Origin of the sequence: Rhodovulum viride, assembly GCF_003265965.1 — a bacterium.
Taxonomy (GTDB): domain Bacteria; phylum Pseudomonadota; class Alphaproteobacteria; order Rhodobacterales; family Rhodobacteraceae; genus Rhodovulum; species Rhodovulum kholense.
The window spans coordinates 129,591-154,161 of the sequence record NZ_MUAV01000002.1; the positions used below are offsets into that span (position 1 = coordinate 129,591).

Consider the following 24,571-nt stretch of genomic DNA (forward strand, 5'->3'; position numbering starts at 1 on the left):
CGCCCGCCGCCAGCGCCTTGCCGACCTCATGAGCGTCGACATGCTGCAGAAAGTGCAGGACAACTTCAGCGCGGCGGTGGGCGTGGCGATGGTGATCGTCGACCCCGAAGGCGAGCCGGTCACCCGGCCAAGCGGGTTCAGTTCCTTCTGCGACACCATCCGGCACCATCCGAAATGGCGCGAGCGGTGCTATCACTGCGACGCGGTGGGCGGGCGCACGGCGCTGTCGACCGGCGATCCTTCGATCTACAAGTGCCATGCGGGCCTCGTCGACTTCGCCGCGCCGATCATCATGCGGGGCGAATATCTGGGCGCGGTGATCTGCGGCCAGGTCAAGATGCGGACCGGCGAGATGGCGCCCGACCTGGTGGACCTGTCGGGCCTCTTCCCGGTCGAGGCATCCTGGCGCGAGGACCCGCGCCTCATGGCGCTTTACCATGACATCGGCGAGATTTCCTACGGGCGGCTCCGCTCGGCGGCCTATTCGCTGTTCTACATCGCCTCGCATATCGTCGAGGAAAGCTATTCCAGCAGCGTCACCCAGGAGCTTTACGCCAAGAACCTGCGGCTGATGGAGGAATCCAAGCGCCGGGCCGAGCTGGAACGTTCGCTCCGCGAGGCGGAACTGCAGGCCCTGTCCTATCAGGTGAACCCGCATTTCCTGTTCAACGTGCTCAACACCATCGGCCGGCTCGCGCTGATCGAGGACGCGGCGCAGACCGAAAACACGGTCCATGCCTTCGCCGACATGATGCGGTATATCCTCAAGAAAAGCGGCACCCAGTTCGTGCCGCTGGCGACCGAGGTCGACCACGTCAAGAACTACCTGTTCCTGCTGCGGCTGCGGCTGGGCGACCGCTTCACCTTCTCGATCGACCTGCCCGCCGATCTGGCCGAGGTGACCTGCCCCTTCATGGTCCTGCAGCCGATCGTGGAAAACTGCATGAACTACGCGATCGAACCGCGCGAAAGCGGCGGTCTGATCGATATCACGGCCTATCGGGATGGCCATGACGTGATCGTGGACGTCGTCGACAACGGCGATGGCATCCCGACCGAACGACGGATCGAGGTTCTGGCCGGCGTCGCCGACCGTGGCGGACGCAAGAGCATCGGGTTGCACAATGTCGACAGCCGGATGCGGCATTATTTCGGCGACGGCCACGGGCTTGAAATCGTCAGCCCGTTCCGCGGCGGCCGCGGCACGCTGGTGCGGCTGCGCCTGCCCACCAATTTCGACGAGGCAGCGGTCTAGGCCCCGGAACGACAAGGAAGCGAGAAGATGTTCGATATCGCGATCATCGAAGACGAAGAGCTGGAACGCCGTGCCCTGCGCAGCATTCTGGAAAAGAACCTCGACGGCGCCCGGATCGTGGGCGAGGCCCGCAACGGCACCGAGGCCATGGCCCTGATCGACGGCCAGCATATCGATCTGATGCTGATCGACATCAAGATCCCGCGCCCCAACGGGCTGGAGATCATCCAGTCGGTGCGCGACCGCGGCCTGGCGACCAAGGTCATCATCCTGACCGCCTACGATTACTTCGAGATCATGCAGACCGCGATCCACCTCAAGGCGGACAATTTCCTGCTGAAGCCGATCCGCACCGAAGACCTGCTGAAGGCGGTTCACGAATGCCTCGCCACGCACGAGCCGATGGCGGCCCGTGCTGCGGGGGCCTGGACCGTGACCGCCCCTGCCCCCGATGCGATCCGCGTGCCCGAACCGCCGGTCGCCGACCGTATTGCCGGTCTCGTGGATCACAGCGCCTATCGCGAATGCCTGGCGCTGGTGCGCCGTCATCTCGAAGCCATCTACGCCCAGCGCGAGCCCTCGCCGCGCCGCGCGGTGCTGGAATTCCTGCGCATCATGCTGCAGGTGGTCGAGGTGCGCGGTCTTGCCCTGCCGCCGGCGCTGGCCCGTCATGTCGAGGCGCTCGAGTCGCAGCGGCTCGACATGCACAGCCATTTCCAGGTGCAGGAAGTCCTGTGCCAGATCACCGACGTGCTGTTCGAGGCCAGCGAATCCGGCGGTGCCCATGCCTCGGGCCGGATCCAGGACGTTCTGAACTACATCGAACGGAACCTGCACAAGGGCGTCACGCTGGAGGATGCCGCGGATTTCGCCCAGATCAGCCCCTGCTATCTCAGCCGGCTGTTCCGCAAGGAGATGGACGTGACCTTCATCTCCTACCTCAAGACCCAGCGGATCGAGCGCGCCAAGGAACTGTTGCAGGACAGCGACCTGCCGATCACCAACGTCTCGCTCGACCTCTCCTTCCAGGACGCCAACTATTTCTGCAAGGCGTTCAAGAAAGAGGTCGGCCTGTCGCCTTCGGAATACCGCCGCCGCTTCCGCTGAGCGGCACCGTTCCGTCGCGGATAAGGACGGAAAGTCCGGGTGCCGCAAGGGCAGCCGGACCGCCGTGCCGCAGCGCCGCGGCAGACCTCATGCTATTGATTAAAAATGTCATGATCCTGTGACCCGCGCGGCTTAACCGACACGGGGCCCGCACCCCCGCGGGCACGATCTGCGCCCACTTCGCAATCAGGAAGGACATCATGAAGCTCGTTTCGAACGGCGCCCTTGTCGGTGCGCTGCTGACTGCGCTTTGCCCGCTGCTGGCGCCCCCGGCCGCCCAGGCCGCCACGCTCGACTGGCAGACCCTGTCCGGCCAGGCCCCGAAGGTGATCGGTCATCGCGGAGCGCCCAACTATCTGGCCGAGAACAGCCTGCCCGGCTACGAACTGGCAGGCGATCTTGGCGCCGACATGGTCGAGACCGACGTTCAGGTTACCAGGGACGGCGAGTTAATCGTCATGCATGACGGCACGCTCGAACGCACCACCAACATCGCCGCCAGGTTCCCGCCCCGGAACGGCGGCTACAGCGTCGCCGATTTCACCCTGGCCGAGATCAAGCAGCTGACGCTTCTGCCGACGGGGTCGGCCTCCTACAGCTATCCGGGCTTCACCCCCACCACCGATTTCAGCGTGCCGACGCTGGGCGAGTTCCTCGACACCGTGAACGCCTACAATGCCGCCCATGGCACCGATCTGGGCGTGCTGACCGAGCTGAAATCGAGCTACACTCCCGAGGTCAACGCCAAGGTCGTGGCCGAGATGCTGGACAAGGGCTTCGGCGAAACCGGCTCGAACGGGGCGGTGCAATCCTTCAGCGTGGCCAACGTGCGCGAGATGTCCGCGCTGTTCGAGGCCGCGGGGGCCGATGTCTATGTCGACCTGCTGGGCTATGGCGGCGTGCAGACCGCCGAGGGCTGGGCGCTGGGCCTGAACGGGTCGGGCACCAGCTACGAGTTGCTGAGCGAACTGGTTGGCTACGCCGATGCCGTGGCCAGCAACTACACCTACATCACCGAGGATTTCGTTGCGGCGGTGCATGCGGCCGGGCTGGAAATCTATGCCTGGACCCTGCGCCCGACCGACGAGGCCTCGGCGGCGGCGCTGATGGCCGATTTTCTGGCCTGGGGTGTCGACGGCTTCATCACCGACAACGCCGATTATGTGAACGCCGCCCTGGCCAACAGCGGCTATGACGTGGCGCCCGCCCCGGTGCCGCTTCCGGCCGCGCTGCCGATGCTGCTGGCAGGCATGGCCGCGCTTGGCGGCCTCGCGCGCCGCCGCCGTCCGGCCCTCGCGGCCTGAGCCGCTGTCTTTTGCGGCCGGTATCCCCGACCGCCCTTTCCCTGTTCCATGAGGACTCCCATGTTCACCGCCCTGTTCCGCTCTCTCTTCCGGCCCGTCCTGCGCCGCGCGCTGCCCGCCGTTCTGCCAGCCGTGCTTCTGGGCGCGCTGGCCTCGCCGGTCGCCGCCGCCAGCCTGATCGTCAACGGCACCTTCGACAATACGACCGACGGCTGGGAAGGTACCTACCGGCTGCGCTCGACCGATCCCTGGATCGACACCGGGTCCTATTTCTTTGCCGGGCCCGGCACCTTCACCGCGATCTCGCAGACCTACAGCCTGACCGGCGACGACCTCTCGCGGCTCGGCACGACCGGGCTCGACTACACCATGTCGGCGGACCTCTTCGGCTGGCACACCCAGGAGGACCGGGGCGTGATGTCGGTCTTCTTCTTCGGAGCCGACGACACCCAGCTGGGCAGCGACGCGCTGATGTCGAGCACGCTTTACAGCGGGTCCTGGGACACCCAGATCACTGCGGGCGGCAAATACTATCAGGAAACCTCGGGCGCCGTTCCCGTCGGCACCGCCTATCTGACCTTCGTGCTCAGCTCGACCCGGATCAGCGGCGGCACGAACAATGACGGCTATATCGACAACGCCTATTTCGCCTTCGCCGATCCGGTCGCGCCCGCGCCGGTGCCACTGCCGGCCTCGGCACTGATGCTGGTCTCGGGCCTGGCCGGGGTGGCCGGGCTGCGGCGCCGTAGCGCGAAAAAACCGGCCTGAGGAGGCCGAACCAAACCCGGGGGGCGGCACTCCCGCCCCCCGGAGCCGGTCCTCACAGACCGTATTGCTCGCGCGCGTAATCGCCAAGCCCGACCGCATCCAGCCGGTCGAGCGGCGCGAGGAAGGTGACCTGGATCACCCCCGGCGCCCGGCCGATCTCGATGGCACCGTTGATCGTGGCGCGGTTGCGGATCTCGGCGACCGACAGATCCAGAAGCGTCGCCGCCCGCTCCAGCCCGTTCTCGATCGCGATGTTCAGGTTGGCCCCGGTGCCGATGACCGAAACCGGCGCCACCTCTTCCAGCGCCGCCACGTCCCAGCGCCGCGCAAGCCGCTCGCCGCGCGCCTTTTCCTCGGCGGTGAAGGGACGCGCCATGGGCGGCAGGTCCTCGGCCAGCGGGAACAGCACCGGCCCGTCGATGGGATAGTCCTTCACCACCTCGACCTGCAGCGTCACGCTGCCCGCCACGTCCATCGTGTGGCCCGCGATCTCGCCATCGCCCTGACCGGCATGCATGTCGCCCATGTAAAGCCCCGCGCCCTTCACCTTGACCGGGCAGACCAGAATGGCGCCGGGACGGACCGCGTCGATATCCATGTGGCCATCGGTCTTGTGCCGGGCCAGTTCCTCGGGGCTCAGCGCATAGGGATGCGGCGCACCGACCAGGAAGGCACCGAAATCGCCCGCATTGTGGCTGTCGGGCATGGCCTTCGACGGGCAGGTGCCAAGCTGGCCGAGGAAGGGGCGCATCCGGACCAGTGCGCCCGGCATGTCCGACGGCGCATAGACCAGGATCGAGTGCTGGTGGCTGGCATCGGGCAGCGCGGCGTAGTGATCCGCGTCATGGGCGATGGTCTCGGCCGCGGCCTTGGGCAGGGTCAGGCCGACGCTGCGGGTATCGTCGAAGGTGACGGTATAGCCATGGACGATGGCGAAGGGCGTCACCGCATTGCCGCAGACATTGCAGCGCACGGCCTCCTGGCCGATCCCCTCGACATGGGTTTCGGGCCAGAGCGCGTCGCAGGTCGGGCAGCGCGCCGCGACATAGGGATCGCCGAGGCAGAACCCCGCGGGCGAGCTGTCATGGCCCGAGGCGGTCGCGACCGAGGTCACGGTGATGTCGCGGATGCGGATGGCGATGGCGTCGCCCGGCTCGGCGCCCTCGACCGCGACCGGGCGGGTGACCTCGTGGCCGCCGCGCAGGCTGGGCGTGATCATCGGCCCCCAGCATCCCGGCGCGGTATTGGCGATCACCGTTCCGCCATTCTCGACCGGCCCCAGCATCGGTGCGTCGGGGTCGAGCACGCTGTTGGTGAACCCGTTGACGACGAGGCTTCGGCACGCGCCGCCCGTCCTGCTTCCATCGGCCATCTCGGCTGTCTCCTTGTTGTTCGCCCCCGATACCTAGCCGCGGGCCCGCCCCTGTCGAGATTGCCGCTCCGCGGTCCGTCCCCCGACGGCCCGGCCTAACCGCCGCGCCGTCGCCGGAGCAGCGGGGTCAGGTACATCGGCACCTGGTAGCAGGCGATGAACAGCAGCAGCGGGTCTGTCGTCCCGGGAGGCAGCGCCACCAGAAAAAGCGCGATGTTGCGGTTCCCCGCAGCAACCGACAGCGGAAGCCGCTGGTCCCTCAGCGGCCCCCGCGCCAGCACCCGGTCGGCCACGATCTGCAGCCCCAGATTGACCGCCAGCGCCACCGCCAGCCACCCCGCAAGCTCGGCCGGACGGGACAGAAGGGTCGGCCCGGCCTCGGCCATCAGCCCGATCACGACAACGGCCATGGCCAGCGCCGAAAGCCCGTCCAGCGCCGAGATCGTCTCGGGTCGCGGCGCCCTCAGCCAGGTCGCGCGCAGCAGGAAGGCCGCGCCCGCCGCCAGCAGGATCACCGCCAGAAGCCGCCCCGCCGCGGCCAGGACCGCCGCAGGACTGCCGAGCCCCTCGGCCAGCAGAAAGACCGGCAGCACGGTCACCGGCAGAAGCGCGGTCGCCACGATCAGCAGTCGCAGCGCAGGGGCGGGGTCACCACCGCTCAGGACCGTCAGGTTGGGCGCGCCCGAAATCGGCGAGGCCGCCGCCATCAGGATCAGCGCGGTCGCAACGGCGGTGCCGCCCAGGCCCAGCGCTGCCGCCCCGCCCGCCACCGCCAGCGGCAGGGCCAGTTGCAAGAGCAGGACCAGTGCCAGCACCCCCGGCAGGTCGCGCGCCGCACCCAGCGCCTGACGCGGCCCGATCCGGAGCGCCGCCAGAAACATCAGCCCCGCGACCATCTCGGGCAGCCAGGGCCGCATCACCTGCGCCAGCGGCGGCAACAGAACGCCCGTCGCAAGCCCCGCAACCAGCAAATAGCGCCCCTGCGCGGCCAAAGCGCCCAGAAATCGGATCATGCCGCACCCTGAAGACGTGTAAAGCTCATGCCCGCCTCAGCCACCCGGCCGCTGGCGCAGCCTGTCGGGCAGCCATGTGGCCAGCTCGGGCACCGCGATCAGCACGAAGACCATGACCACCATGATCAGGAACATCGGCAGCGCCGCGCGCGCGATGAACCCCATGCCATGCCCGGTCATGCCCTGCAGCACGAAGAGGTTGAAGCCGATGGGCGGCGTGATCTGGGCCATCTCGACCACCACGACGATGAAGATGCCGAACCAGATCAGGTCGATCCCGGCGGCACGGATCATCGGCTCGACCACCGCCATGGTCAGCACCACCGACGAGATCCCGTCGAGAAAGCAGCCGAGCACGATATAGAAGACCAGCAGCGCCAGGATCAGCTGGACCCGCGACAGATCGAACCCGGCGATCAGGTCGGCCAGCCCGCGCGGAATGCCGGTGAACCCCATCGACAGCGACAGAAAGGCCGCCCCCGCGAGGATGAGCGCGATCATCGCCGAGGTCCGGACCGCGCCCATCAGGCTTGCGCCGAAGCTGGCCGCCGACAGCGAGCCCTGCGCCGCCGCCAGCGCCAGCGCGCCCAGCACGCCGAAGGCTGCGGCCTCGGTCGCGGTGGCATAGCCCAGATACATCGACCCGATCACCACCACGATCAGGCACAGCACCGGCAGCAGGTGGCGCGCCGCCTTCAGCCGCTCGATCAGCGACAGGGCGGGCTCGGGCGTGGGGGCAAAGCTCTTCGACAGCCGCGAAGCCAGCGCGACATAGGCCATGAACAGCGCCGCCAGCACCAGCCCCGGCACCACCCCGGCCATGAAAAGGCGCGTGATCGACTCGTTGATGGTGACGCCATAGACGATCAGCGTCAGCGAGGGCGGGATCATCAGTCCCAGCGTTGCCGCCCCGGCCAGCGTGCCGATCACCATCGGTTCGGGATAGCCGCGGCGGCGCAGCTCGGGGATCGACATCCGCCCGACAGTGGTCAGCGTTGCCGCCGACGAGCCCGAGACCGCCGCGAAGACGGTGCAGCCCACGATATTGGTATGGATCAGCCCGCCCGGCAGCCGCGCCATCCAGGGCGCGAGGCCCCGGAACATGTCTTCGGACAACCGCGTCCGGTACAGGATCTCGCCCATCCAGATGAACAGCGGCAGCGCGGTCAGAGTCCAGGAGGACGAGGCCGACCAGATCCGGGTGATCATCGCATCGCCCGCCGGGCGCGCGGTGAACAGCTCCATCCCCACATAGGCCACGCCCATCAGCGCCAGCCCGACCCAGACGCCGGACCCGAGCAGCAGGAAAAGGACGAACAGGAAGATCGCGATCGGGGCCAGCTGCTCCATCAGCGCGGCCCCGCCGGGCGGTCTTCGGCCTGCTCGGTGCGGATGCCGTCATCGCCGGTCGCGATCAGCCGGATCAGATGGTCCCAGAAGCAGATCGCCAGAAGCACCGTGCCCGCCGCCATCGACAGCTGCGGGATCCACAGCGGCGTGCGGTCGAGACCCTGGCTGACATCGCCCAGTTTCCAGGACCAGTAAGTGCCCTTGACCGCATAGCGCGCAAAGAAGGTGGCGGTCACGGCGCCGACCGCCATCGCCCAGATCTCGGCCCAGCGCCGGTGCCGCCCCAAGGCCGTCAGCAAAAGCCCCACCCGGATATGCGCGCCCCGGTCCAGCGCATGGGCAAAGGCGAAGAACGAGGCCGCGGCCATGCAATAGCCCGCATAGTCCGACGCCCCCGGCACCACATGCCCGGTCCAGCGCGCCACCATCTGCGCCACGATCAGTCCGAGGATCGCCAGCAGGAAACCCGCCGCGATCACCCCGCCCGCCAGATAAAGGGCATCGAGGAGGCGCCGAAGCGCCCTCAGCCCTGCTGCTGCCCTTGCCATCCGAGGCCCCCGCCGGTTCGCGCCGGACCCGCGTGCCAGGCGCGGAGCCGACCTGATTGTCTGCCTTGCCTCACTGGCCCTGACGATAAGCCTCGACGATGGCGCGGCCCTCGTCGCCCGCCCGGTCGAGCCATTCCCCGGTCATCGTCTCGCCGATGGCCTTCAGCCCCAAGACCAGCCCCTCGGGCGCGCGGCCGACGGTCATGCCGCCTTCCTTCAGCCCCTCGACGGTGAAGGCGGTATAGGCTTTCGAACGCTCCAGCCCCTCGGCCTGGGCCTTGGCGGCACAATCGCCGACCGCCGACCGGGTCGCCTCGTCGAGCCCGGTCCAGGCGTCGAGATTGGCAAAGACCGCATTGCGCGGCAGCCAGGCATCGACCTCGTAGAAATGGCTCAGATGTTCCCAGACCTTGCGGTCATAGCCGGTCGCGCCCGACGAGATGAAGCTTTCGGCAACGCCTGTGGCCAGCGCCTGGCTCAGTTCGGCCGCCTCGACCTGCACCGGGACCATGCGGGTCAGTTCGGCCATCCGCGCCGTCGCCGCCGAATAGGACCGGAACTTGACGCCCTTCAGATCCTCGACCGTCTCGACCGGCTTGTTGACGTAAAGCCCCTGCGGCGGCCAGGGCACCGAATAGAGGTAATGCAGGTTGTCCTCTTCCAGAGCGGCGGCGACATGGGGCTCGGCGATGGCCCAAAGCCGTTCATGCTCGTCGAAGGACGACACCAGGAAGGGGATCGAATCCACCCCGAACAGCGGGTTCTCGTTCTCATGCGCCGACAGCAGCCGTTCGCCGATATTGGCCTGCCCGGTCTGCACCGCGCGCTTGATCTCTGCGCCGCCGAACAGGGCGCCCGAGGGATGGGTCACGATCTCCAGCGCACCGCCCGTGGCCTCGCCCACGCATCGGGCGAACTCCGCGCCGACCTCGGAATGGAAGTTCGAGGCCGCATAGGCCATCGGCATGTCCCAGGTCTCGGCCCTTGTTCCGGTCGACACGGCGCAAAGCGCGGCCGCGGCCAGGGCGGTCGTCAGCATCTTCATGGATTGTCACTCCCCGTTTTGCGGCCCGCGCGGGACGGGCCTTTTCTTGTCCCGCCATGGAACCGTCCGGGCGCCGGGGAGGCAAGCGTTAACTGTCGCGACACGGTCCCCGCCTGTCCGCGGGGACCAGTCCGACCAGCAAGCGGGTAAAGCCCGCGCGCCGGGGCCTAGCGGCGCCGCGCCCGCTCGGGCGCTGGGTCGCCGACCAGTTCGCTGCGGATCTGGGCATAGGTCAGCAGCGTGAAGAAGACGGTGCCGCCGAGGATGTTGCCCACCAGCGCGGGCAGAACGAAGCCTCCCAGCGCGGCCGCGACACTCATGCCGCCCGAATAGACCATCACGGCGGCCTCGGTGGTGCCCGCGACCACATGCGAGAAATCCGCAAGCGCGATCAGGTAGGTCACCAGCACGATCAGGAACAGCTCGGAATTGCGCGCGTTCGGCTTGACCCAGACCAGGGCTGCGATCAGCCATCCCGCGCCGATGCCCCGGACCGCCGTCTCCCACCAGCCGTAAGAGGTCGCGTGATCTGACAGGGCGACCACGGCGGCGCGCAACTCGGGCTCGTAGATCGTGCCCGCATGCAGCACCCAGCCGAAGGCGGCCGCGCCGATCAGGTTGGTGACCAGCACCAGCGACCAGAGCCGCGCCAGGCTGGCAAAAACCCGCGGCCGGGGCTCGTCGAGAACCGGGCAGACGGCGGTAATGGTGTTCTCGGTAAACAGCTGAAGCTGCCCCAGGATCACCAGCACGAAGCCCACGGAATAGCCCAGATTCTCGATCAAGGGGCGCCAGGGCGCGTCGGGCAGATGGGTCCGCAAAAGCGCCTCGGACAACACCGAGAACCCGATCGCCAGCCCCGCCGTCAGCCCCGACAGCGCCAACGCCGAAGCCGGACGGTTCAGCTCATGCGCGCCCTCGCGGCGGATCGACTCGAACAAGGCCAGTGCCCGGATCGGCGCCTTGGACTCCATGGCCTCGCGCTGATGCTCCGGGATGCGGTCTTCGTATTTCTTCTGCGTGGTCGCGGCCATCGGCTCTCCTGTCCTTGGGGGCGGCGCGGCCCCACGTCCTTGATCTAGCCGCCGGACGGGCCGGGCCAAGGGCAGCGCCGCCTCCGGGCGCATCTGTCCCCTGTTCGGACCGAAAACCGATGGCTAGGCTTGGCCCGGAGGAGAGCGCCCATGATCCTGGACGACCAGAGCGAGGTCACAGACTTCCTGCGCAGCCAGCCCTGTGGGCCCGCGCCGGACGGCGAAACCGTGCGCGAGATCGAGACCCATATCTCGCGCATCTTCCTGGCCGGGGACCGCGCCTTCAAGCTCAAGCGCGCGGTGCGCCTGCCTTATGCCGATTTCTCGACGCCCCAGATCCGGCTTGAGACCTGCGAAAAGGAATTTGCGCTGAACCGCCCGACCGCGCCCGGCATCTATCTGGGCGTGCGGCGGATCACCCGGCAGGCCGGGGGGGTTGCCTTCGACGGCGACGGGCCGCTGGTCGATGCGGTGGTCGAGATGACGCGCTTTGCCCAGAACGACATTCTCGACCGAGTGGCCGCGGCGGGGGTGCTGACCGAGGCCCATGCCGAAAGCCTGGCGCGCACGGTCGCCGCGATGCATGCCCGCGCGCCCGTCGTGCGCCGCCCCGGCGGCGGCGCGCTGATGGAGGGCGTGCTCGACATCAACCGCGCAGGCTTCGCCACCAGCCGGGTCTTCGCGCCCGAAAGGGTCGCGGCGCTGGACGAACGCTTCCGCCGGGTCTTCCGGCGCCATCGCGGGCAGCTTGATCGGCGTAGCGCGCGGGGACTCGTGCGGCTTTGCCATGGCGATCTGCATCTGGCCAATATCGTGCTGCACGAGGGCCGCCCCGAGGTCTTCGACGCCATCGATTTCAACGATGCGCTGGCCACGGTCGATGTCGCCTACGATCTGGCATTCCTGCTGATGGACCTCTGGCATCGCGGGCTGCCCGAGCTCGCGAACCGGGTGGCGAACCGCTATTTCGACACGGCGGGCGCCGAGGACGCACAGGGGCTTCTGCCCTTCCTGATGGCGGTCCGGGCCGAGGTCCGCGCCCATGTGACCGCCACCGCCGCGAAGGACGACCCGGACCGCGCCGCCGCCGCGCAAGGCTATTTCGACCTGGCCCGCGACCTGCTGGCGCCCGAGCCCGGCCGGGTGGTGGTTCTGGGCGGGCTGTCGGGCAGCGGCAAGACCACGCTGGCCGAACGGATCGCGCCACATCTGGGGCCTGCGCCCGGTGCCCGGATCGTGGAAAGCGACCGCACCCGAAAGGCCATGTTCGGCGTCGAGGCGACCGAGCATCTGCCCGAGGCAGCCTATTCTCCGGGCGTCTCGGACGAGGTCTATGCCCGGATTGCCGCGCGCGCCCGAAAGCTTGCCGAAGGCGGCGCCACGGTGGTCGTCGGCGCGGTCTTCGACAGCGCCGCGCACCGTTCCCAGCTGGAACACCGGCTGGCGGGCCTCCGGTTCGACGCGCTCTGGCTCGAGGCCGCGCCCGACCGGCTGCGCGACCGGATCGCGACCCGGGGCGCGAGCGCCTCGGACGCCACGCTCGACGTGCTGGAAACCCAGCTCTCGCACGGGCCGGGCCGGATCGGCTGGACCAGGATCGACGCCAACGGCACGCTCGAGGCCACGCTGGCGCGGCTGCGCGCGCGCCTCAGCTAGGCGCCAGGCCCGGCAGAAGCGCTGCGACCAGCGCGTCGGCGGCGCTGGGGCTCAGGGCAAGCGGGGTGTCGTGCAGGATCGCCAGCCGGGTCAGCGCCTGCAGATCGACATCGCCCGGATGGCTCAGCGGATCGGCGAAGAAGATCACCGCGTCCAGTTCGCCCGTCGCGATCAGGGCGCCCAGTTGCTGGTCGCCGCCCCGCGCGCCGCGCTGAAGCCGCTGCACCGAAAGCCCCGGCACCGACGCGGCGACCATCGCTCCGGTCCCCCCGGTGCAGATCAGCCGGTGGCCCGCCAGCGCCCGGGCATGGCGCCCGATCCAGGCCCGAAGCTGCGCCTTGCGCGCGTCATGGGCGACCAGCGCCAGCCGCCTCGGCGCGGTCGATTGCGCCCGCGCCCGTGCCGCCAGCGCCAGGATCGCGCGGACCTGACCGGCAAAGCCTGCCGCCTCGGCCGGAAAGGCCCCCGCCAGCGCCGCCGTGCCCACGGTAAAGCCCGCCGTCCCGGCCTCGGCCGCCGCCTCGATCCGGGCGGCGCGATCGATGCTTCCGGCCACGATCACCGGCTTGGCGACCGCCGCGCAGACCGCCACCATCAGCCCGGGCACATCGCCCGCGAAGCGATAGGCCAGCAGGTCGAGCCCGTGCACATGTTCCAGATCGGCGATTGCCCGGGCCGAGTCGACGATGGCTGCCGCCGGGCCTTCCAGCACGCTCGGATGGCCGGTGACAGCGCCCGGAAAGGGATAGTAACGCAGCGGATGGTCGCGGGTGACCGCCGTCACCTCGGCCGCCCGGGTGCCGCCCAGCAGGCAGTCGACATCAAGCGCGACCGCCGCCCGGGCCGACGCCAGTTCGCTGTCGCGATCAAGGCTGACCACCTCCAGATAGGACCGCGCCCCCGCCGCGCGGATCGCGGCCGCGAGGCCGCAGAGATCGGCGACCGGCAACCCCACATCCTTGAAGCCGATATGCCGCACCCCACCCTCCAGCGCCTCGTCCAGCCGGGCCCGGGCGTCGGGGATGGTCCGGTCGTTCTCGGTCAGCATCAGGATGAAGTCGAAGGCCATGGCGTTGCCTTTCAGACCTGCGATTCAGGGCCGATCGCCGGGGCCGCGACCCAGCGCGGCGCGGCGGTCGCAATTGCCAGATGCGGAGCACCAATGCTGCACAGCACCAGCGCGTCGAGCCGGCCCAGCGCCTCGCCCGGCGCCATGCCGGCCGCGACCATCGCGGCAAAGGCATCGCCCACACCATGCGGCACGCCGCCCCGCCGCAGGGTGCGGAACAGCGCGCTCCGCCGTCCGCGCACCGCCAGCAGTCCGGTGGCCTCGGCCCCCAGCGGGGGCGACGTGACCAGCACCTCGGGCGCGAGCGGCCCCGCTGCCTCGAGCGTAGCGGTCAGATCGGGCAACGCCCGGCCGGTCAGCCAGCCCAGCTCGAAATGGTTGGGTGTCAGCGTGTCGGCCAGCGGCACGAGCCTCTCACGCACCGCCCGGGCGACCGCCTCGGGCACGTAAAGCCCGCCCGGCGCATCGCCGAGGATCGGGTCGACCACGATCCGGGGCGGCGGGTCCATGGCGCGCATCTCGGTCACCAGATCGGCCGCGAAGGCGACGTGATCGGGGCTGGGCAGATAGCCGATCAGCACCGCGTCATGGCCCTCGAGAAGCCCATTCGCCCGAAGCGCCCGGGCCATGTCGCGCAGCTGATCCACCGGCAAAGGCCCGCCCGCCGCCTGCGGCCAGCCCAGGTGATTCGACAGAACCACCGTCGGCAGCCCGGTGACGTCATGGCCCAGCGCCTGCAGCACCGCGCCCGAGGCCGAAAGGCCGACATGGCCCGAGGCCACATAGCTTGAAACGATCAGGACGCGCGCCATCCCCTGCCCCTGTCTTGCTCCGCCCGAACGGCGGGTTCTTCTTCTATAGACCGGCCTGCAGGGCATGTCGAAACCCGCGTCGCGCGCCCGCCCGCAGCGGCCCCGAGCATGGCAGCCGAAGGGCCGTCGCCGGGCAGACCCGAGACCGCCGGACGGCCGGGGCCCACCGGGTGTTTCGCCAGGGGCACCGGTTCGGCCGTTCCGCGGGGTTTGACCTGGCGTTCAGGGGAAAAGACCGGCGGATGCTCGGGGAGACGACCGGCACATTGCCTCGAATTTGCCCGAATGCGGCGGGCAACATCCATGTTTTGGTCCAAGTTTTCCGTGACAGTCCAGCTCGAGCCGCCCCGCGATCCGCCGGGCCTCGGCTGGCCGCTTGCGCCGCCTGCCGCAGGTCCGACGCCGCCCCCTGCACGACCGCCGCCCGAAACCGCCGCCCGAAACCGCCTCCGGAAGCCACAGACCGACAGCATGACCGCCGCCCTCGACACGCAAAGCCCCACTCCCCCCGAGGGCCAGATGGAAGAGCTGCTTCCGGGCACAGACCTGCTGCGCGGCCAGTACCGGATCGACCGGTTTCTGAATTCCGGCGGGTTCGGGCTGACCTATCTGGCGCGCGACAGCCTGGGCCGCCGGGTGGTCATCAAGGAATGCTTTCCGGATACGCTCTGCACCCGATCGGGGCTTGACGTTCAGGCCCGCAGCCGCGCCCAGGACCCGGAATTCGACGCCATCGTCGAGCTTTTCATCGACGAGGCGCACCGTCTGGCCTGGCTCGATCATCCCAACATCGTCGGCGTGCATCAGGTCTTCACCGACAATTCGACCGCCTACATGGCGCTCGACTTCGTCGACGGGAAGACCCTGCTCGAGATCATCGAGGATGCGCGCGAACGGCCGAGCCCGGCGCAGATCGAGGACATGCTGCGCAAGCTGCTCGACGCGGTCGCCTTCGTCCATGACCGCAGCCTGCTGCATCGGGACATCTCGCCCGACAACATCCTGATCGAACGCGACGGAAATCCGGTGCTGATCGATTTCGGCGCGGCCCGCGAACGCGCGACCCGTACCAGCCGCGTGCTGTCGCGCATGCAGGTGGTCAAGGACGGCTACTCGCCGCAGGAATTCTACGTGGCCGGGATCCGTCAGGGGCCCGCCTCGGATCTTTACGGCCTCGCGGCAAGCTTTCATCATCTGATCGCGGGCGCGGCCCCGCCCAACAGCCAGATCCGGACCGCCGCGCTGGCCGCGGGCGATCCCGACCCCTATCAGCCGCTCGCGGGCCGGATCGACGGATTGCCCCGGACCCTGCTGGCCTCGATCGACCTGGCGCTGAACGTGATCCCGCGCGACCGTCCGCAATCGGCGCGGGACTGGCTGGCCCTGCTGGACGCCGCGCCGCCGCGGCCCGCCGCCGGTCCCGCGCCCGCCGAGGCCCCCGACCCCGTCCTCGACAGCGCGACGCGCAGCGTCATCTCGCGGCTGGTCGACGAAACCAACCGCGCCGTCGCCGAGGCGCGCCGCCTCGCCGAGGAAGAGGCCCGGTCCCGCGGCCCGGCCGAGCCGCCGCGCCCGCCCGCGCGCCGCCGCCCCTTCGCCTGGCGCACCCTCGACGACGAGGACGAGGTAACCGCCACAGCCCCCGGTCCGGCCACGCCCAACCCCGACCGGGCGCCCGATCCCCTGCCCGCCGAGCCGGACACCAGCCTTGGCACCGCCCCGGCGGTCCGGCCGGTCAGGCGCCTTGCGGCGGCAGCGCCGCAGGCGGCGCCCCAGACTGCCGCAGCCGACACACTGGCCGGGGCCGGCCCCGCCCCGCCGGGCGCGCCGCCCCGGCCGGGCAGCGGGTTGTTCGGACGGTTCGCGTCCGGCGCCCTGAGCCGCCGCAGCAGGACGCGCCCGTAACCGGCCCGCGATGGGCCTCCACACTGCCGCACGGAGAAGGCACGCGATGGACTTCCTGAGACCCAAGCCCGAGGCCGAGGACGGCCCCGCCGTCCGGCGCGAGGTCGGGCCCCTCGACGCTCCCGATCCCTGGGGAAGCGATCTCGGCACCGATGCGCCGATCTTCGGCAGCATCATCCGCGAAAACGACACCGGGAGCGTTCCCAGCCTGTCCGCCGCCCGGACGGCCGGGGTCCCGGCTGCGCGCGTTCCGACCGACCTTGACGCCCCGATGGCGGACATCCCGCATCGGGGCAGCGAGCGGCCGATGACCCGCCTGCACAGCATGGTCGAGCCCCTCACTCCCGAAACCGCGCAGGACGCGCAGCCCCGATCCCTGCCGCAAACCGAAGCGGCCGGCCGGGCACCGCCGCCCCCCGCAGGGCAGCACGACGACCTCTCTGCGCTGGCCATCGCCGCCCCCGCCGCGCGGCAGAGCCTCCGCGCCAGGACCCGGTTCCTGGGCTTCGGCGCGCCGGAGGCAGAGACGGCCGATCCCTTCGCCGGGCATCGCCCCGCCCCGGCCGAGGCCGAGACGCCCGCCGACCGCCCCGATCTTCGGCGGTTTCCGGTCGGCTGGCTGGTGGTGACCGCCGGGCCGGGCCGCGGCGCCCATTTCGCGCTTTTTTCCGGTGTCTCGCAGATTGGGCGCGGCCCCGATCAGGCGGTGCGGCTCGATTTCGGCGATACCGCCATCTCGCGCTCTGGCCATGCGCTCCTGGCCTATGACGACGAACAGGGCCTGTTTTACCTCGGCAGCGGCGGCAAGGCGAACATCGTGCGCCTGAACGGCCGTCCGCTGCTGTCGACCGAAGAACTTTCCCATGAGGACGAGATCCGGCTCGGCGAGACGCGCCTGCGATTCATCGCCCTCTGCGGTCCGGGTTTCGCCTGGAACGCCCCTCAGACCGGACCCGACGCCGATGACCGCACACGCTGATCTCAGGCTCGACACCGCCTCGGGCATCGCCCAGGGGCGGCGCGCGCATCAGGAAGACACCATCGTGTCGGACTTCCCCATCGGCGGGCGGGTCGGGCTGGTGGTGCTGGCCGACGGCATGGGCGGGCACGCGGCGGGCGATGTCGCCAGCCAGATCGCCGTGACCGAGGTGTTCAGCGCGCTGAAATGCGGTGCGGGCGACCCCGATAGGGTGCTGGCCCACGCGCCCCGGCTTCTGCGCCGCGCCGCGGATACCGCCAATACCTCGATCGCCGTCCATGTCCGGCGCCATGCCGAAACCCGCGGCATGGGCACCACGCTGATTGCGGCCATCGTCGCCGGAGACCGGCTGTTCTGGCTGTCGGTCGGCGACTCGCCTCTGCTGCTGTTGCGCGACGGCGCCTTGCAGCGGATCAACAAGGACCACTCGCTGGCGCCGCAGATCGACGGCATGGCCCGGATCGGCCTGCTGACCCCGGAAGAGGCGCGCCGCCACCCCGACCGCAACTGCCTGACCTCGGCGATCTGCGGCACCGAGATCACCCAGATAGACTGTCCCGAAGACCCGCTGGAGCTTGCAGAGGGCGACATCCTGGTCGCCGCCAGCGACGGGCTGGCCTATATCGGCCTCGACCGGATCCGCACCATTCTTGAAGAGAACCGGACGCGGTCCAGCACCGAGATTGCCGACGCGCTGTTCCGGGCGATCGAGGACATCGCCGATCCCGAACAGGACAATGTCTGCTTCAGCGTGATCCGCGTGCTCTGCGCGGCCGGTCAGCCGGCGGTGCAGGCGCATCCGCCGCTGCGCCTGCTCGACGCTCCCCCGAAGACCGGGCCGCGCCCGGACTGTCCCTGTGCCACGGCCCCGCGCTCGCGGTTCGGCGCGCTGGCGGCCCGCTGGCTTCCGGGCCATCGCGGGGGGCTGTCGTGACCGACGCCCCCGAAGACGACCTGATCGCCCGGATCGACGCGGTTCTCGCGGCGGGGACCCTGCCCGACCCCGGACGGCGCCAGGGCATGCGGCTGCGCCAGCGCCTGTCGCAGCCGGTGCGGGTGGCGGTCGCGGGTCCTGCTCAGACCGGCAAGTCGTCGCTGATCGCGCTGCTGGCCGGATGGGATGCCGATGCCGGCCCGGTCGCGAACGCGCCCCCTGCGGGCATTCCCTCGGATCTTTTCGACCGGATGCTGCTGCTGGAATGCCCTCTGGCGCCCGACGAGACGCTGCCCTGTGGCGCGGGGATGCCCGATATCGTGCTCTGGACCAGCCAGAGTTTCGAGGCGCCCGAAAGCGCCGCCTGGGCGCGGGTACCCGAGAGCCTGAAGGACCATTCCTTTCTGGTGCTGACCAAAGCCGACCTGCTGATCCGGGAAGGCGTGCTGTACGACCGGCTGGACCGGCTGCGCCAGCTTGTGGGCGTCGACTTCCATGCGCTTTTTCCGCTGGCCACCACCGAGGCGCTGGCCGCCGACCGTGGCCGCGCGCCCTGCATGCCCGCCGAACACGGGCCAAGCGGCGCCAAGGCGCTGTTCGCCGCACTCGAGCGGATGGTGCGGCAGGGCTTCGATGCCGACCGCGACCTGGCCGAGACCTTCCTGCACCGCTATGGCAGCCATGGCCGGTTCTCGGGCCCTGGCCCGCGCCGCGGGCACCCCGGCGCGGGTGCCCCGATGCCAAGCCCCGGGCCCAAGCCGCCGTCCCCCTCCGCGCCGCCCGATGCGGTGCAGAAGCGCCTTCGCCCCCGCGCCGGCGCGGACGACCGGAACCTCTGCGAACGCGGGCTTGCGGTTCTTGCCCAGGCGACCTCCACGCTTCCCGAACGGGTCGACCGTGACGACGCCGTCGCCGGGGTTCTGGGGATCTGCGCCGACACCGCGCTGAGCCTTGCCGACCTTCTGGGCGAGGTCCGGGATGTCTGCCCCGATCTCGACGAGGACATCCTCGATGCCTCCGAGATGCTGCAGCTTCTGGCGGTCGAGGACGATCCGGCCGCAGCCGCCGATGCCGTCACGCTTCTGCTGCAATTGCGGCGCGGGTTCGAGACCCGGCTGAGCGCCTGAGGAACGCCGCAACGACGCCATGCAATGGCCATTTTCGAGCGCATAACTGTTTCAGATGCCACAACAAAACGCCTGCTTCCGCCGGGCTGGCGCAGTCTCGGGCGAGTCGCAGGCCAGAAAATGGGGATTGGACCCGTGATGCAGGATGCATCTGCCTCCGCGCGCCCCGAAGCCGCCCGGCCCGAAGCCCGTCACCCGGATCTGCTGGGCGATGGGCTTGACGGGTTTGCGCCGGTCGCCGAGCGTCTGGCCACCCTGCGCGCGGCGCTGGCCGATCTCGGCCGGGTCGGCGACGCAACCGCCGCGCGCGGCGCGCTCCGGCTGTCCGCACAGCTTGACGCGCTCGAACCCAGCGTGACCTTCATCGGCCAGGTCAAGGCGGGCAAGACCTCGCTGATCAACGCGATGCTGGGCTGGCCCGACCTGTTGCCCGCCGACGTGAACCCCTGGACCTCGGTCGTGACCTCGCTCCATCTGGCGCCCGCCCCTCAGACCCGCGCGGGCGAGGCCCGGTTCCGCTTCTTCGACCGCGAGGAATGGGCGCGGCTGGTCGAAAAGGGCGGACGTCTCGGCGAACTGGCCAGCCGGGCCGGGGCCGAAGACGACCTTGACAAGGTCCGCCGCCAGGTCGAGCGGATGCGCGAGAAATCCCAGGGCCGCCTCGGTCGGCGGTTCGAGCTGCTGCTGGGCCAGGAGCACCGCTATTCCGCCTTCGATCTGGGGCTCGTCGAACGCTATGTCTGTCTCGGCGACGATTTCGACGACGAAGAGGATGGCGCCGACGCCCGGTTCGAGGCCGCGGGCCGCTTCGCCGACATCACCAAATCGGCCGATCTGCAGGTCGATCATGCGGCGATGCCCATGCGCCTGTGCCTGCGCGACACGCCCGGCGTCAACGACACCTTCCTGATGCGCGAACAGATCACCATCGGCGCAATCCGCGACAGCCGGCTTTGCGTGCTGGTGCTGTCGGCGCATCAGGCGCTGTCCAGCGTCGACATGGCGCTGATCCGGCTGATCGCCACGGTCAAGGCACGCGACGTGGTGATCTTCGTCAACCGCATCGACGAGCTTTCCGATCCGGTCCCGCAAGTGGCCGAGATCCGCGCCTCGATCCGCGCCACGCTGAAGGCGCAGAACGGCCCGGTGGACGCGCCGATCCTGTTCGGCAGCGCGGTCTGGGCCGCCCATGCGCTGAGCGGCACGCTGCCGGATCTGCCCGAAGGCAGCCGCCGCGCGCTGCAGCGCCTGGCCCGGGAACGCTTTCAGGGCGGCGAGGACCCGCAGACCCAGCTGCGCGGGGTCTGGGACATGTCCGGCCTGCCCGCGCTGTACCGCACGATTGCCGAGCGCCTCAACGACGGCGCTGGCCGCGAGGTGCTGGACCGCATCGCCCGCAGCACCGCCAATCTTGCCCGCAGCATCGGCGCCGCGCAGGGCACGGCCCTTCCCGCAGGCGCGCGGCCGACAGTCGACCGGGCCACGCTCGAGGCCCAGATCGCGGCCATCGCGCATCGCGCCGAAGAGGCCCTGGCCCGCGTCATCGACCGCGAACAGACCGAGTTCCGGACCCGGCTGGAGCGGTCGCATCGCAGTTTTCTCGACCGCGCCACGGCGGCCCTGATCGCCCATCTGGAAACCCAGGGCGAAGGCACCGTCTGGACCTACGAACCGACCGGGCTCCGGATGCTGCTGCGCTCGGCCTGCCAGCTTTTCGGCACGCGGATGCAGGCCGCAGCGCGGGGCGTGCTGGACGAGCTCGCGCGCGATATCGCCGCTGTCTACCGCAATGCGCTTGGGCTTGACGGCGCGTTCACGGTCGAGGCCCCCGACCCGCCCCGGATCGGGCCACCGGTCGACATCGCGCGCACCATCGCGCTGGACGTCAAGGGCAGCTGGTGGCGCCGCTGGTGGACCCGCCGCCGCGGCCATGGCGCCTTCGCCGCCGATTTCCACGCGATGATCCGGGACGAAACCCTGCCGATCCTCGATGCCCTGCGCCACGACCATGCCGAACGGGTCCGCGCCGATCTGATGGCGACATTGGCCGGTTTTGTCGACGACCAGCGCGAAATCGTCGAGGCCCTGACCCGCAAGGACGAGGTCGCGCCCGACGCTCTGGACGTGGCGCTGCGGAGGCAGGCCCGGCAGGATCGCCTGCAGGCCATCGAAAGCGCGATGACGACGATGCTGAAAGAGGCGGCCTGAGAGCTGAAAGAGGCGGCCTGAGACCCGCCGACGCCCGAGACCTGCGGAAGAGACTGTCAGATGAGCGACCCCTACGACCTTGATATCCGGGCGATGCTGGAACGCGCCCAGGCGATGGACGCGGCACCGGCCCGGCCGCGCCCGGGCGAAAGCGGTGCGAGCCGTCCGGCGCTGGCCCCCGAAGAGGCCGTGCGCGCGCAATTCGGTGGCCGGGACCGGTCCGACGCCCTGGAGACCACGCCCGACGCCGACACCAGCTCTGACCGTCCCGCAGCAGATCCGGACAACGCGGTCGAGACGGGCGCGGACCAGATCCCGCACGGGAGCTCGGAACCGCCGCAGACGGACACCTCTGCCCCCCCGGCCGAGGCCACACCGCCCGAGGCCGACCCTGAATTTGCGCCTGCACCTGAACCTGACAAGGATGCCCTTGCAGCCGGCGCCGATCCGGCCCGCCCAGCCGATCCGGTCGAAGTCGAGGTTCGCCCGCATCTGCCCGCCTTCGCCGCACACCCGAACCCTGCCGATCTGCCCCCCGGGGCACGGCCCTGCCTCGCGCTGATGGGCGAATTCAGCGCTGGCAAAAGCACGCTGATCCATCTGTTGATCGGCCAGTCGCCGCTGCCGGTGAAGGTGACCGCGACCCAGCTGCCGCCGGTACGGCTCTCCTACGGCTCTGCCCCTGCCTGGCGCGAGGATCGTTTCGGCCGCACCGAACCCGTCGAGATGGACGACCTGCACCGTCTGTCGTCCGCCGAAACCCGGCTGATCCAGATCCATGCCGAAGCCGAGATCCTCAAGCTTTGCGACCTGATCGACATGCCGGGCATTTCGGACCCGAACATGGGCTCGGAGGTTTGGGAAAACGCCATCGGCCTCGCGGACGGGGTGATCTGGTGCAGCCATGCGACCCAGGCCTGGCGCCAGTCCGAAGCCGCGGTCTGGGACATGTTCGCCGACCGGCTGGGCGAAACGAGCCTTTTGCTGCTGACCCGGTTCGACAAGCTGGTGACCGAGCGCGATCGCGCCCGGGTGCTGCGCCGGGTGCGGCGCGAAACCGAAGGGCTTTTTGCCGACATCTGCCCGATCGCCCTGACAGACGCGCTGGACGCACGCGATAACCCGGCGCGCTGGGCTGCCAGCGGCGCCGACGGGTTTGGCCATGCGCTGCGGCAGGTGCTGCGGCTGCTGGGCGCAACGGCGAACGACCGGGACGCGCCGGTCCTGCTGGACCCGGACTGGCGCGTCGGCGGGGCTGGCATGCCCGTGCGTCCGCGGCGGGTACAGATCGACGAAAGCCGCACCCGGAGCCCGCGGCCCCTGCGCGCACAACGGCCCGGCGCAGCCCCCCCGCCGGCCTGACGCCGGCCTGACCAGACGTCCGGTCCATAGCAAGGCGTGTAAGCCCGCTAAGGTCCATTCCGTTGCACCCCCTTGGCACGCGACGCGCGCTTGTGCGCTATTGCCAGTGGCCGCCGCCGGAAATTCGGATAAACTCGGGCACGATGCCGCTGACCATCACCATTCAGGCGCTGCGACGCGCGATTCCCGATTGCCGGGTGATCGCATTCGTCGACTTGTCGGCGCGGCTGGTGCTGCGGGCCGAGGCCGAGCATCCTCAGCCGCAGGAATTCTACGATGCGCTTTGTCTTCGCGGCGCCCTGCTTCTGGGCGGGCAGGCCGCCGCCGCCTCGACCGAAGTGTTCGGGACCGATCAGGCGCCCCCCGAGGCGGTACTGCTGCACGGGGGCCGGTTCGAGCTTTTCGTGCGGGCGCCGCGCGACCCGGACGAGGCACTTTGCGCGGTGATCGGAGGCGAGGCCGATATCGCGGCCGCGCTTGCCGCCATGCGCGCCACCATGGCCGAAATCGTCGAGATCGTCGATGCCGCGCCCCCGGCCACCGCGGCTGGCGGGTCGCAGGAGCGGGGCCGCTGAGATGGCCGGGCTCGAGCGTCTCAACGCCGCGCTGGCCAAGCTGAGGGGCGCCGAGGCCGCCGCCGAACGCACGGTGCCCGGGGGCGTGGACGGGATCGTCGAGGTGCCGCTGACCGAGATTTCGGAAACGATCCTGCCGCGCGAAATGACCATCGGCGACGGGGCGGGACAGGAAATCCGGCTGCTGGCGGCCCGTCGGCGCCTGTTGCGGGTGGGCCGCACGGGGCCGGTCACACCGGACGCGACGCCGATCCCGGCCGAGCCGCCAGAGGCCACCGGCGATCCCGCCGAGCCGCTGATTGCCGCCTTTCACGGCCGGGTTCGCCCCTTCGTCGCCAAGGCGGCCGAGCTGTCGGTCGCCGCGAGCCGCCCTCCCTACCGGGTCGATCCGACCGAAGCGGGATGTTCGGTCGAGGCGCTGCGCGCGGCCGCAGACCGCGACTGGACCGCGCCTGCGGCCAGCGCCCCCACGCCCGAGACCCGTCCTGACCCGGCCGGAGAGACCGTCACCCCGCCGCCCGATCCGGTCGGCACCTGTCTTGCCCGGGCAACGGCCGGGCTGCGGCTGCGCGAGGGCCAGATCGTCGCGATGCAGGGCGATGCCGAATTTGCCCACCGGCTGACCGGGTTCACCGGGCTCGGGCTCGGCGCGATGACCAAGGCCGCAGGAGACGGCCCCGGGACCACCTGCGCGATCTTGCGCGCGCCCGCGCCGCTGAACCTTCTGCTGGTGCGGGTCGCCCACGGCCGGGACGCCGCGCTTTTCCTGACCCCGACCGACGAGCTTCCCGCGATCCTCGCCCTCTGCCGCCCGACCGGACCGGCCGCAAGGAGTGCGCCGCTTGACAGGGCCGGGAGCCCGGATTAACGGACAATTGTCTTGGTTCGCCCGGAAACGGGCGATGAAAAGGGAACGCGGTGCGGCCTTCGTCGGCTCAATTCCGCGGCTGCCCCCGCAACTGTAAGCGGCGAGCGCGGCTGATCGTGCCACTGGGGGTCCTCCCCGGGAAGGCCAGCCAAGCGAGGACCCGCAAGCCAGGAGACCTGCCAGGACGATCACCCAGCCTGTCCGCGGGGCGCGGCGCAGGCGGCGGTCCATCCGCAGTGGTGACGCATCACCGTCTGCGGGAGGCATGTCTTTCCAAGGA

The 24,571-nt window shown here is 70.0% G+C and carries 21 protein-coding genes and 1 riboswitch; of the genes, 13 read left to right on the forward strand and 8 right to left on the reverse strand.

Annotation, left to right across the window (positions count from 1 at the left end):
- The first annotated feature begins 28 nt into the window (after positions 1 to 28).
- The 4 genes from BYZ73_RS02010 to BYZ73_RS02025 all read left to right on the forward strand — a co-directional run bounded on the left by BYZ73_RS02010 (position 29) and on the right by BYZ73_RS02025 (position 4,434).
- Complete coding sequence (locus BYZ73_RS02010) at positions 29 to 1,255, forward strand: sensor histidine kinase (RefSeq protein ID WP_112314703.1); 1,227 nt, start codon at positions 29 to 31, stop codon at positions 1,253 to 1,255.
- A 27-nt stretch (positions 1,256 to 1,282) separates the two neighbouring features.
- Entirely contained in the window at positions 1,283 to 2,362 is a 1,080-nt protein-coding gene (locus tag BYZ73_RS02015; RefSeq protein ID WP_112314704.1) for a response regulator, read from the forward strand.
- A 200-nt stretch (positions 2,363 to 2,562) separates the two neighbouring features.
- Positions 2,563 to 3,666, forward strand: coding sequence for a glycerophosphodiester phosphodiesterase family protein (locus BYZ73_RS02020; RefSeq protein WP_112314705.1), 1,104 nt, complete (start codon positions 2,563 to 2,565; stop codon positions 3,664 to 3,666).
- Positions 3,667 to 3,726: 60 nt separating this feature from the next.
- Entirely contained in the window at positions 3,727 to 4,434 is a 708-nt protein-coding gene (locus BYZ73_RS02025) for a VPLPA-CTERM sorting domain-containing protein (RefSeq protein WP_181497931.1), read from the forward strand.
- A 52-nt stretch (positions 4,435 to 4,486) separates the two neighbouring features.
- Here BYZ73_RS02025 and BYZ73_RS02030 read toward each other — a convergent pair whose 3' ends face one another.
- The 6 genes from BYZ73_RS02030 to BYZ73_RS02055 all read right to left on the reverse strand — a co-directional run bounded on the left by BYZ73_RS02030 (position 4,487) and on the right by BYZ73_RS02055 (position 10,796).
- A complete protein-coding gene (locus tag BYZ73_RS02030) occupies positions 4,487 to 5,806 on the reverse strand; it encodes an acetamidase/formamidase family protein (protein ID WP_112314707.1) in 1,320 nt (439 codons plus the stop codon).
- A 95-nt stretch (positions 5,807 to 5,901) separates the two neighbouring features.
- Positions 5,902 to 6,819, reverse strand: a complete 918-nt coding sequence (locus tag BYZ73_RS02035; protein ID WP_112314708.1) for a hypothetical protein — start codon at positions 6,817 to 6,819, stop codon at positions 5,902 to 5,904.
- A gap of 36 nt (positions 6,820 to 6,855) precedes the next feature.
- Entirely contained in the window at positions 6,856 to 8,169 is a 1,314-nt protein-coding gene (locus tag BYZ73_RS02040) for a TRAP transporter large permease (RefSeq protein WP_112314709.1), read from the reverse strand.
- On the reverse strand, positions 8,169 to 8,717 hold the full coding sequence (locus tag BYZ73_RS02045) for a TRAP transporter small permease (RefSeq protein WP_112314710.1): 549 nt from the start codon (positions 8,715 to 8,717) through the stop codon (positions 8,169 to 8,171). Before BYZ73_RS02045 ends, BYZ73_RS02040 begins: the two co-directional genes overlap by 1 nt.
- A 70-nt stretch (positions 8,718 to 8,787) precedes the next feature.
- Entirely contained in the window at positions 8,788 to 9,762 is a 975-nt protein-coding gene (locus BYZ73_RS02050) for a TRAP transporter substrate-binding protein (protein ID WP_112314711.1), read from the reverse strand.
- A 167-nt stretch (positions 9,763 to 9,929) separates the two neighbouring features.
- Entirely contained in the window at positions 9,930 to 10,796 is an 867-nt protein-coding gene (locus BYZ73_RS02055; RefSeq protein ID WP_108024169.1) for a formate/nitrite transporter family protein, read from the reverse strand.
- 150 nt (positions 10,797 to 10,946) lie between these two features.
- Here BYZ73_RS02055 and BYZ73_RS02060 point away from each other — a divergent pair, with 150 nt between their 5' ends.
- A complete protein-coding gene (locus tag BYZ73_RS02060; protein WP_112314712.1) occupies positions 10,947 to 12,452 on the forward strand; it encodes a bifunctional aminoglycoside phosphotransferase/ATP-binding protein in 1,506 nt (501 codons plus the stop codon).
- Here the strand turns inward: BYZ73_RS02060 and BYZ73_RS02065 are convergent.
- Positions 12,445 to 13,521 carry a methylglyoxal synthase gene (locus tag BYZ73_RS02065; RefSeq protein ID WP_112314713.1) on the reverse strand — a complete coding sequence of 359 codons (1,077 nt, stop codon included), beginning with the start codon at positions 13,519 to 13,521 and terminating at the stop codon, positions 12,445 to 12,447. The two genes, BYZ73_RS02060 and BYZ73_RS02065, sit on opposite strands and share 8 nt — an antisense overlap.
- An 11-nt stretch (positions 13,522 to 13,532) precedes the next feature.
- Positions 13,533 to 14,333, reverse strand: coding sequence for a pyridoxal kinase (locus tag BYZ73_RS02070; RefSeq protein WP_181497932.1), 801 nt, complete (start codon positions 14,331 to 14,333; stop codon positions 13,533 to 13,535).
- 471 nt (positions 14,334 to 14,804) lie between these two features.
- Here BYZ73_RS02070 and BYZ73_RS02075 point away from each other — a divergent pair, with 471 nt between their 5' ends.
- The 8 genes from BYZ73_RS02075 to BYZ73_RS02110 all read left to right on the forward strand — a co-directional run bounded on the left by BYZ73_RS02075 (position 14,805) and on the right by BYZ73_RS02110 (position 24,291).
- Positions 14,805 to 16,238, forward strand: coding sequence for a serine/threonine-protein kinase (locus BYZ73_RS02075; RefSeq protein WP_112314715.1), 1,434 nt, complete (start codon positions 14,805 to 14,807; stop codon positions 16,236 to 16,238).
- Between the two features lie 46 nt (positions 16,239 to 16,284).
- Positions 16,285 to 17,217 (forward strand): FHA domain-containing protein, encoded by a 933-nt coding sequence (locus BYZ73_RS22615; protein ID WP_245943023.1) that lies wholly within the window; start codon positions 16,285 to 16,287, stop codon positions 17,215 to 17,217.
- Entirely contained in the window at positions 17,201 to 18,151 is a 951-nt protein-coding gene (locus BYZ73_RS02085; protein WP_181497934.1) for a PP2C family protein-serine/threonine phosphatase, read from the forward strand. The genes BYZ73_RS22615 and BYZ73_RS02085 overlap by 17 nt, the downstream gene beginning before the upstream one ends.
- Positions 18,148 to 19,278, forward strand: a complete 1,131-nt coding sequence (locus BYZ73_RS02090) for a P-loop NTPase family protein (RefSeq protein ID WP_112314717.1) — start codon at positions 18,148 to 18,150, stop codon at positions 19,276 to 19,278. Before BYZ73_RS02085 ends, BYZ73_RS02090 begins: the two co-directional genes overlap by 4 nt.
- Positions 19,279 to 19,416: 138 nt before the next feature.
- The gene (locus tag BYZ73_RS02095; RefSeq protein ID WP_181497935.1) at positions 19,417 to 21,486 is read left to right on the forward strand and encodes a dynamin family protein; all 2,070 of its coding nucleotides are present in this window, start codon (positions 19,417 to 19,419) and stop codon (positions 21,484 to 21,486) included.
- 60 nt (positions 21,487 to 21,546) lie between these two features.
- Positions 21,547 to 22,848, forward strand: coding sequence for a dynamin family protein (locus BYZ73_RS23685; RefSeq protein ID WP_245943024.1), 1,302 nt, complete (start codon positions 21,547 to 21,549; stop codon positions 22,846 to 22,848).
- 143 nt (positions 22,849 to 22,991) lie between these two features.
- Positions 22,992 to 23,423 (forward strand): hypothetical protein, encoded by a 432-nt coding sequence (locus BYZ73_RS02105; RefSeq protein WP_112314719.1) that lies wholly within the window; start codon positions 22,992 to 22,994, stop codon positions 23,421 to 23,423.
- Position 23,424: 1 nt separating this feature from the next.
- Positions 23,425 to 24,291 (forward strand): hypothetical protein, encoded by an 867-nt coding sequence (locus tag BYZ73_RS02110; RefSeq protein WP_112314720.1) that lies wholly within the window; start codon positions 23,425 to 23,427, stop codon positions 24,289 to 24,291.
- Positions 24,288 to 24,489, forward strand: a riboswitch (cobalamin riboswitch). Its footprint overlaps the gene before it by 4 nt.
- Positions 24,490 to 24,571: the final 82 nt, after the last annotated feature.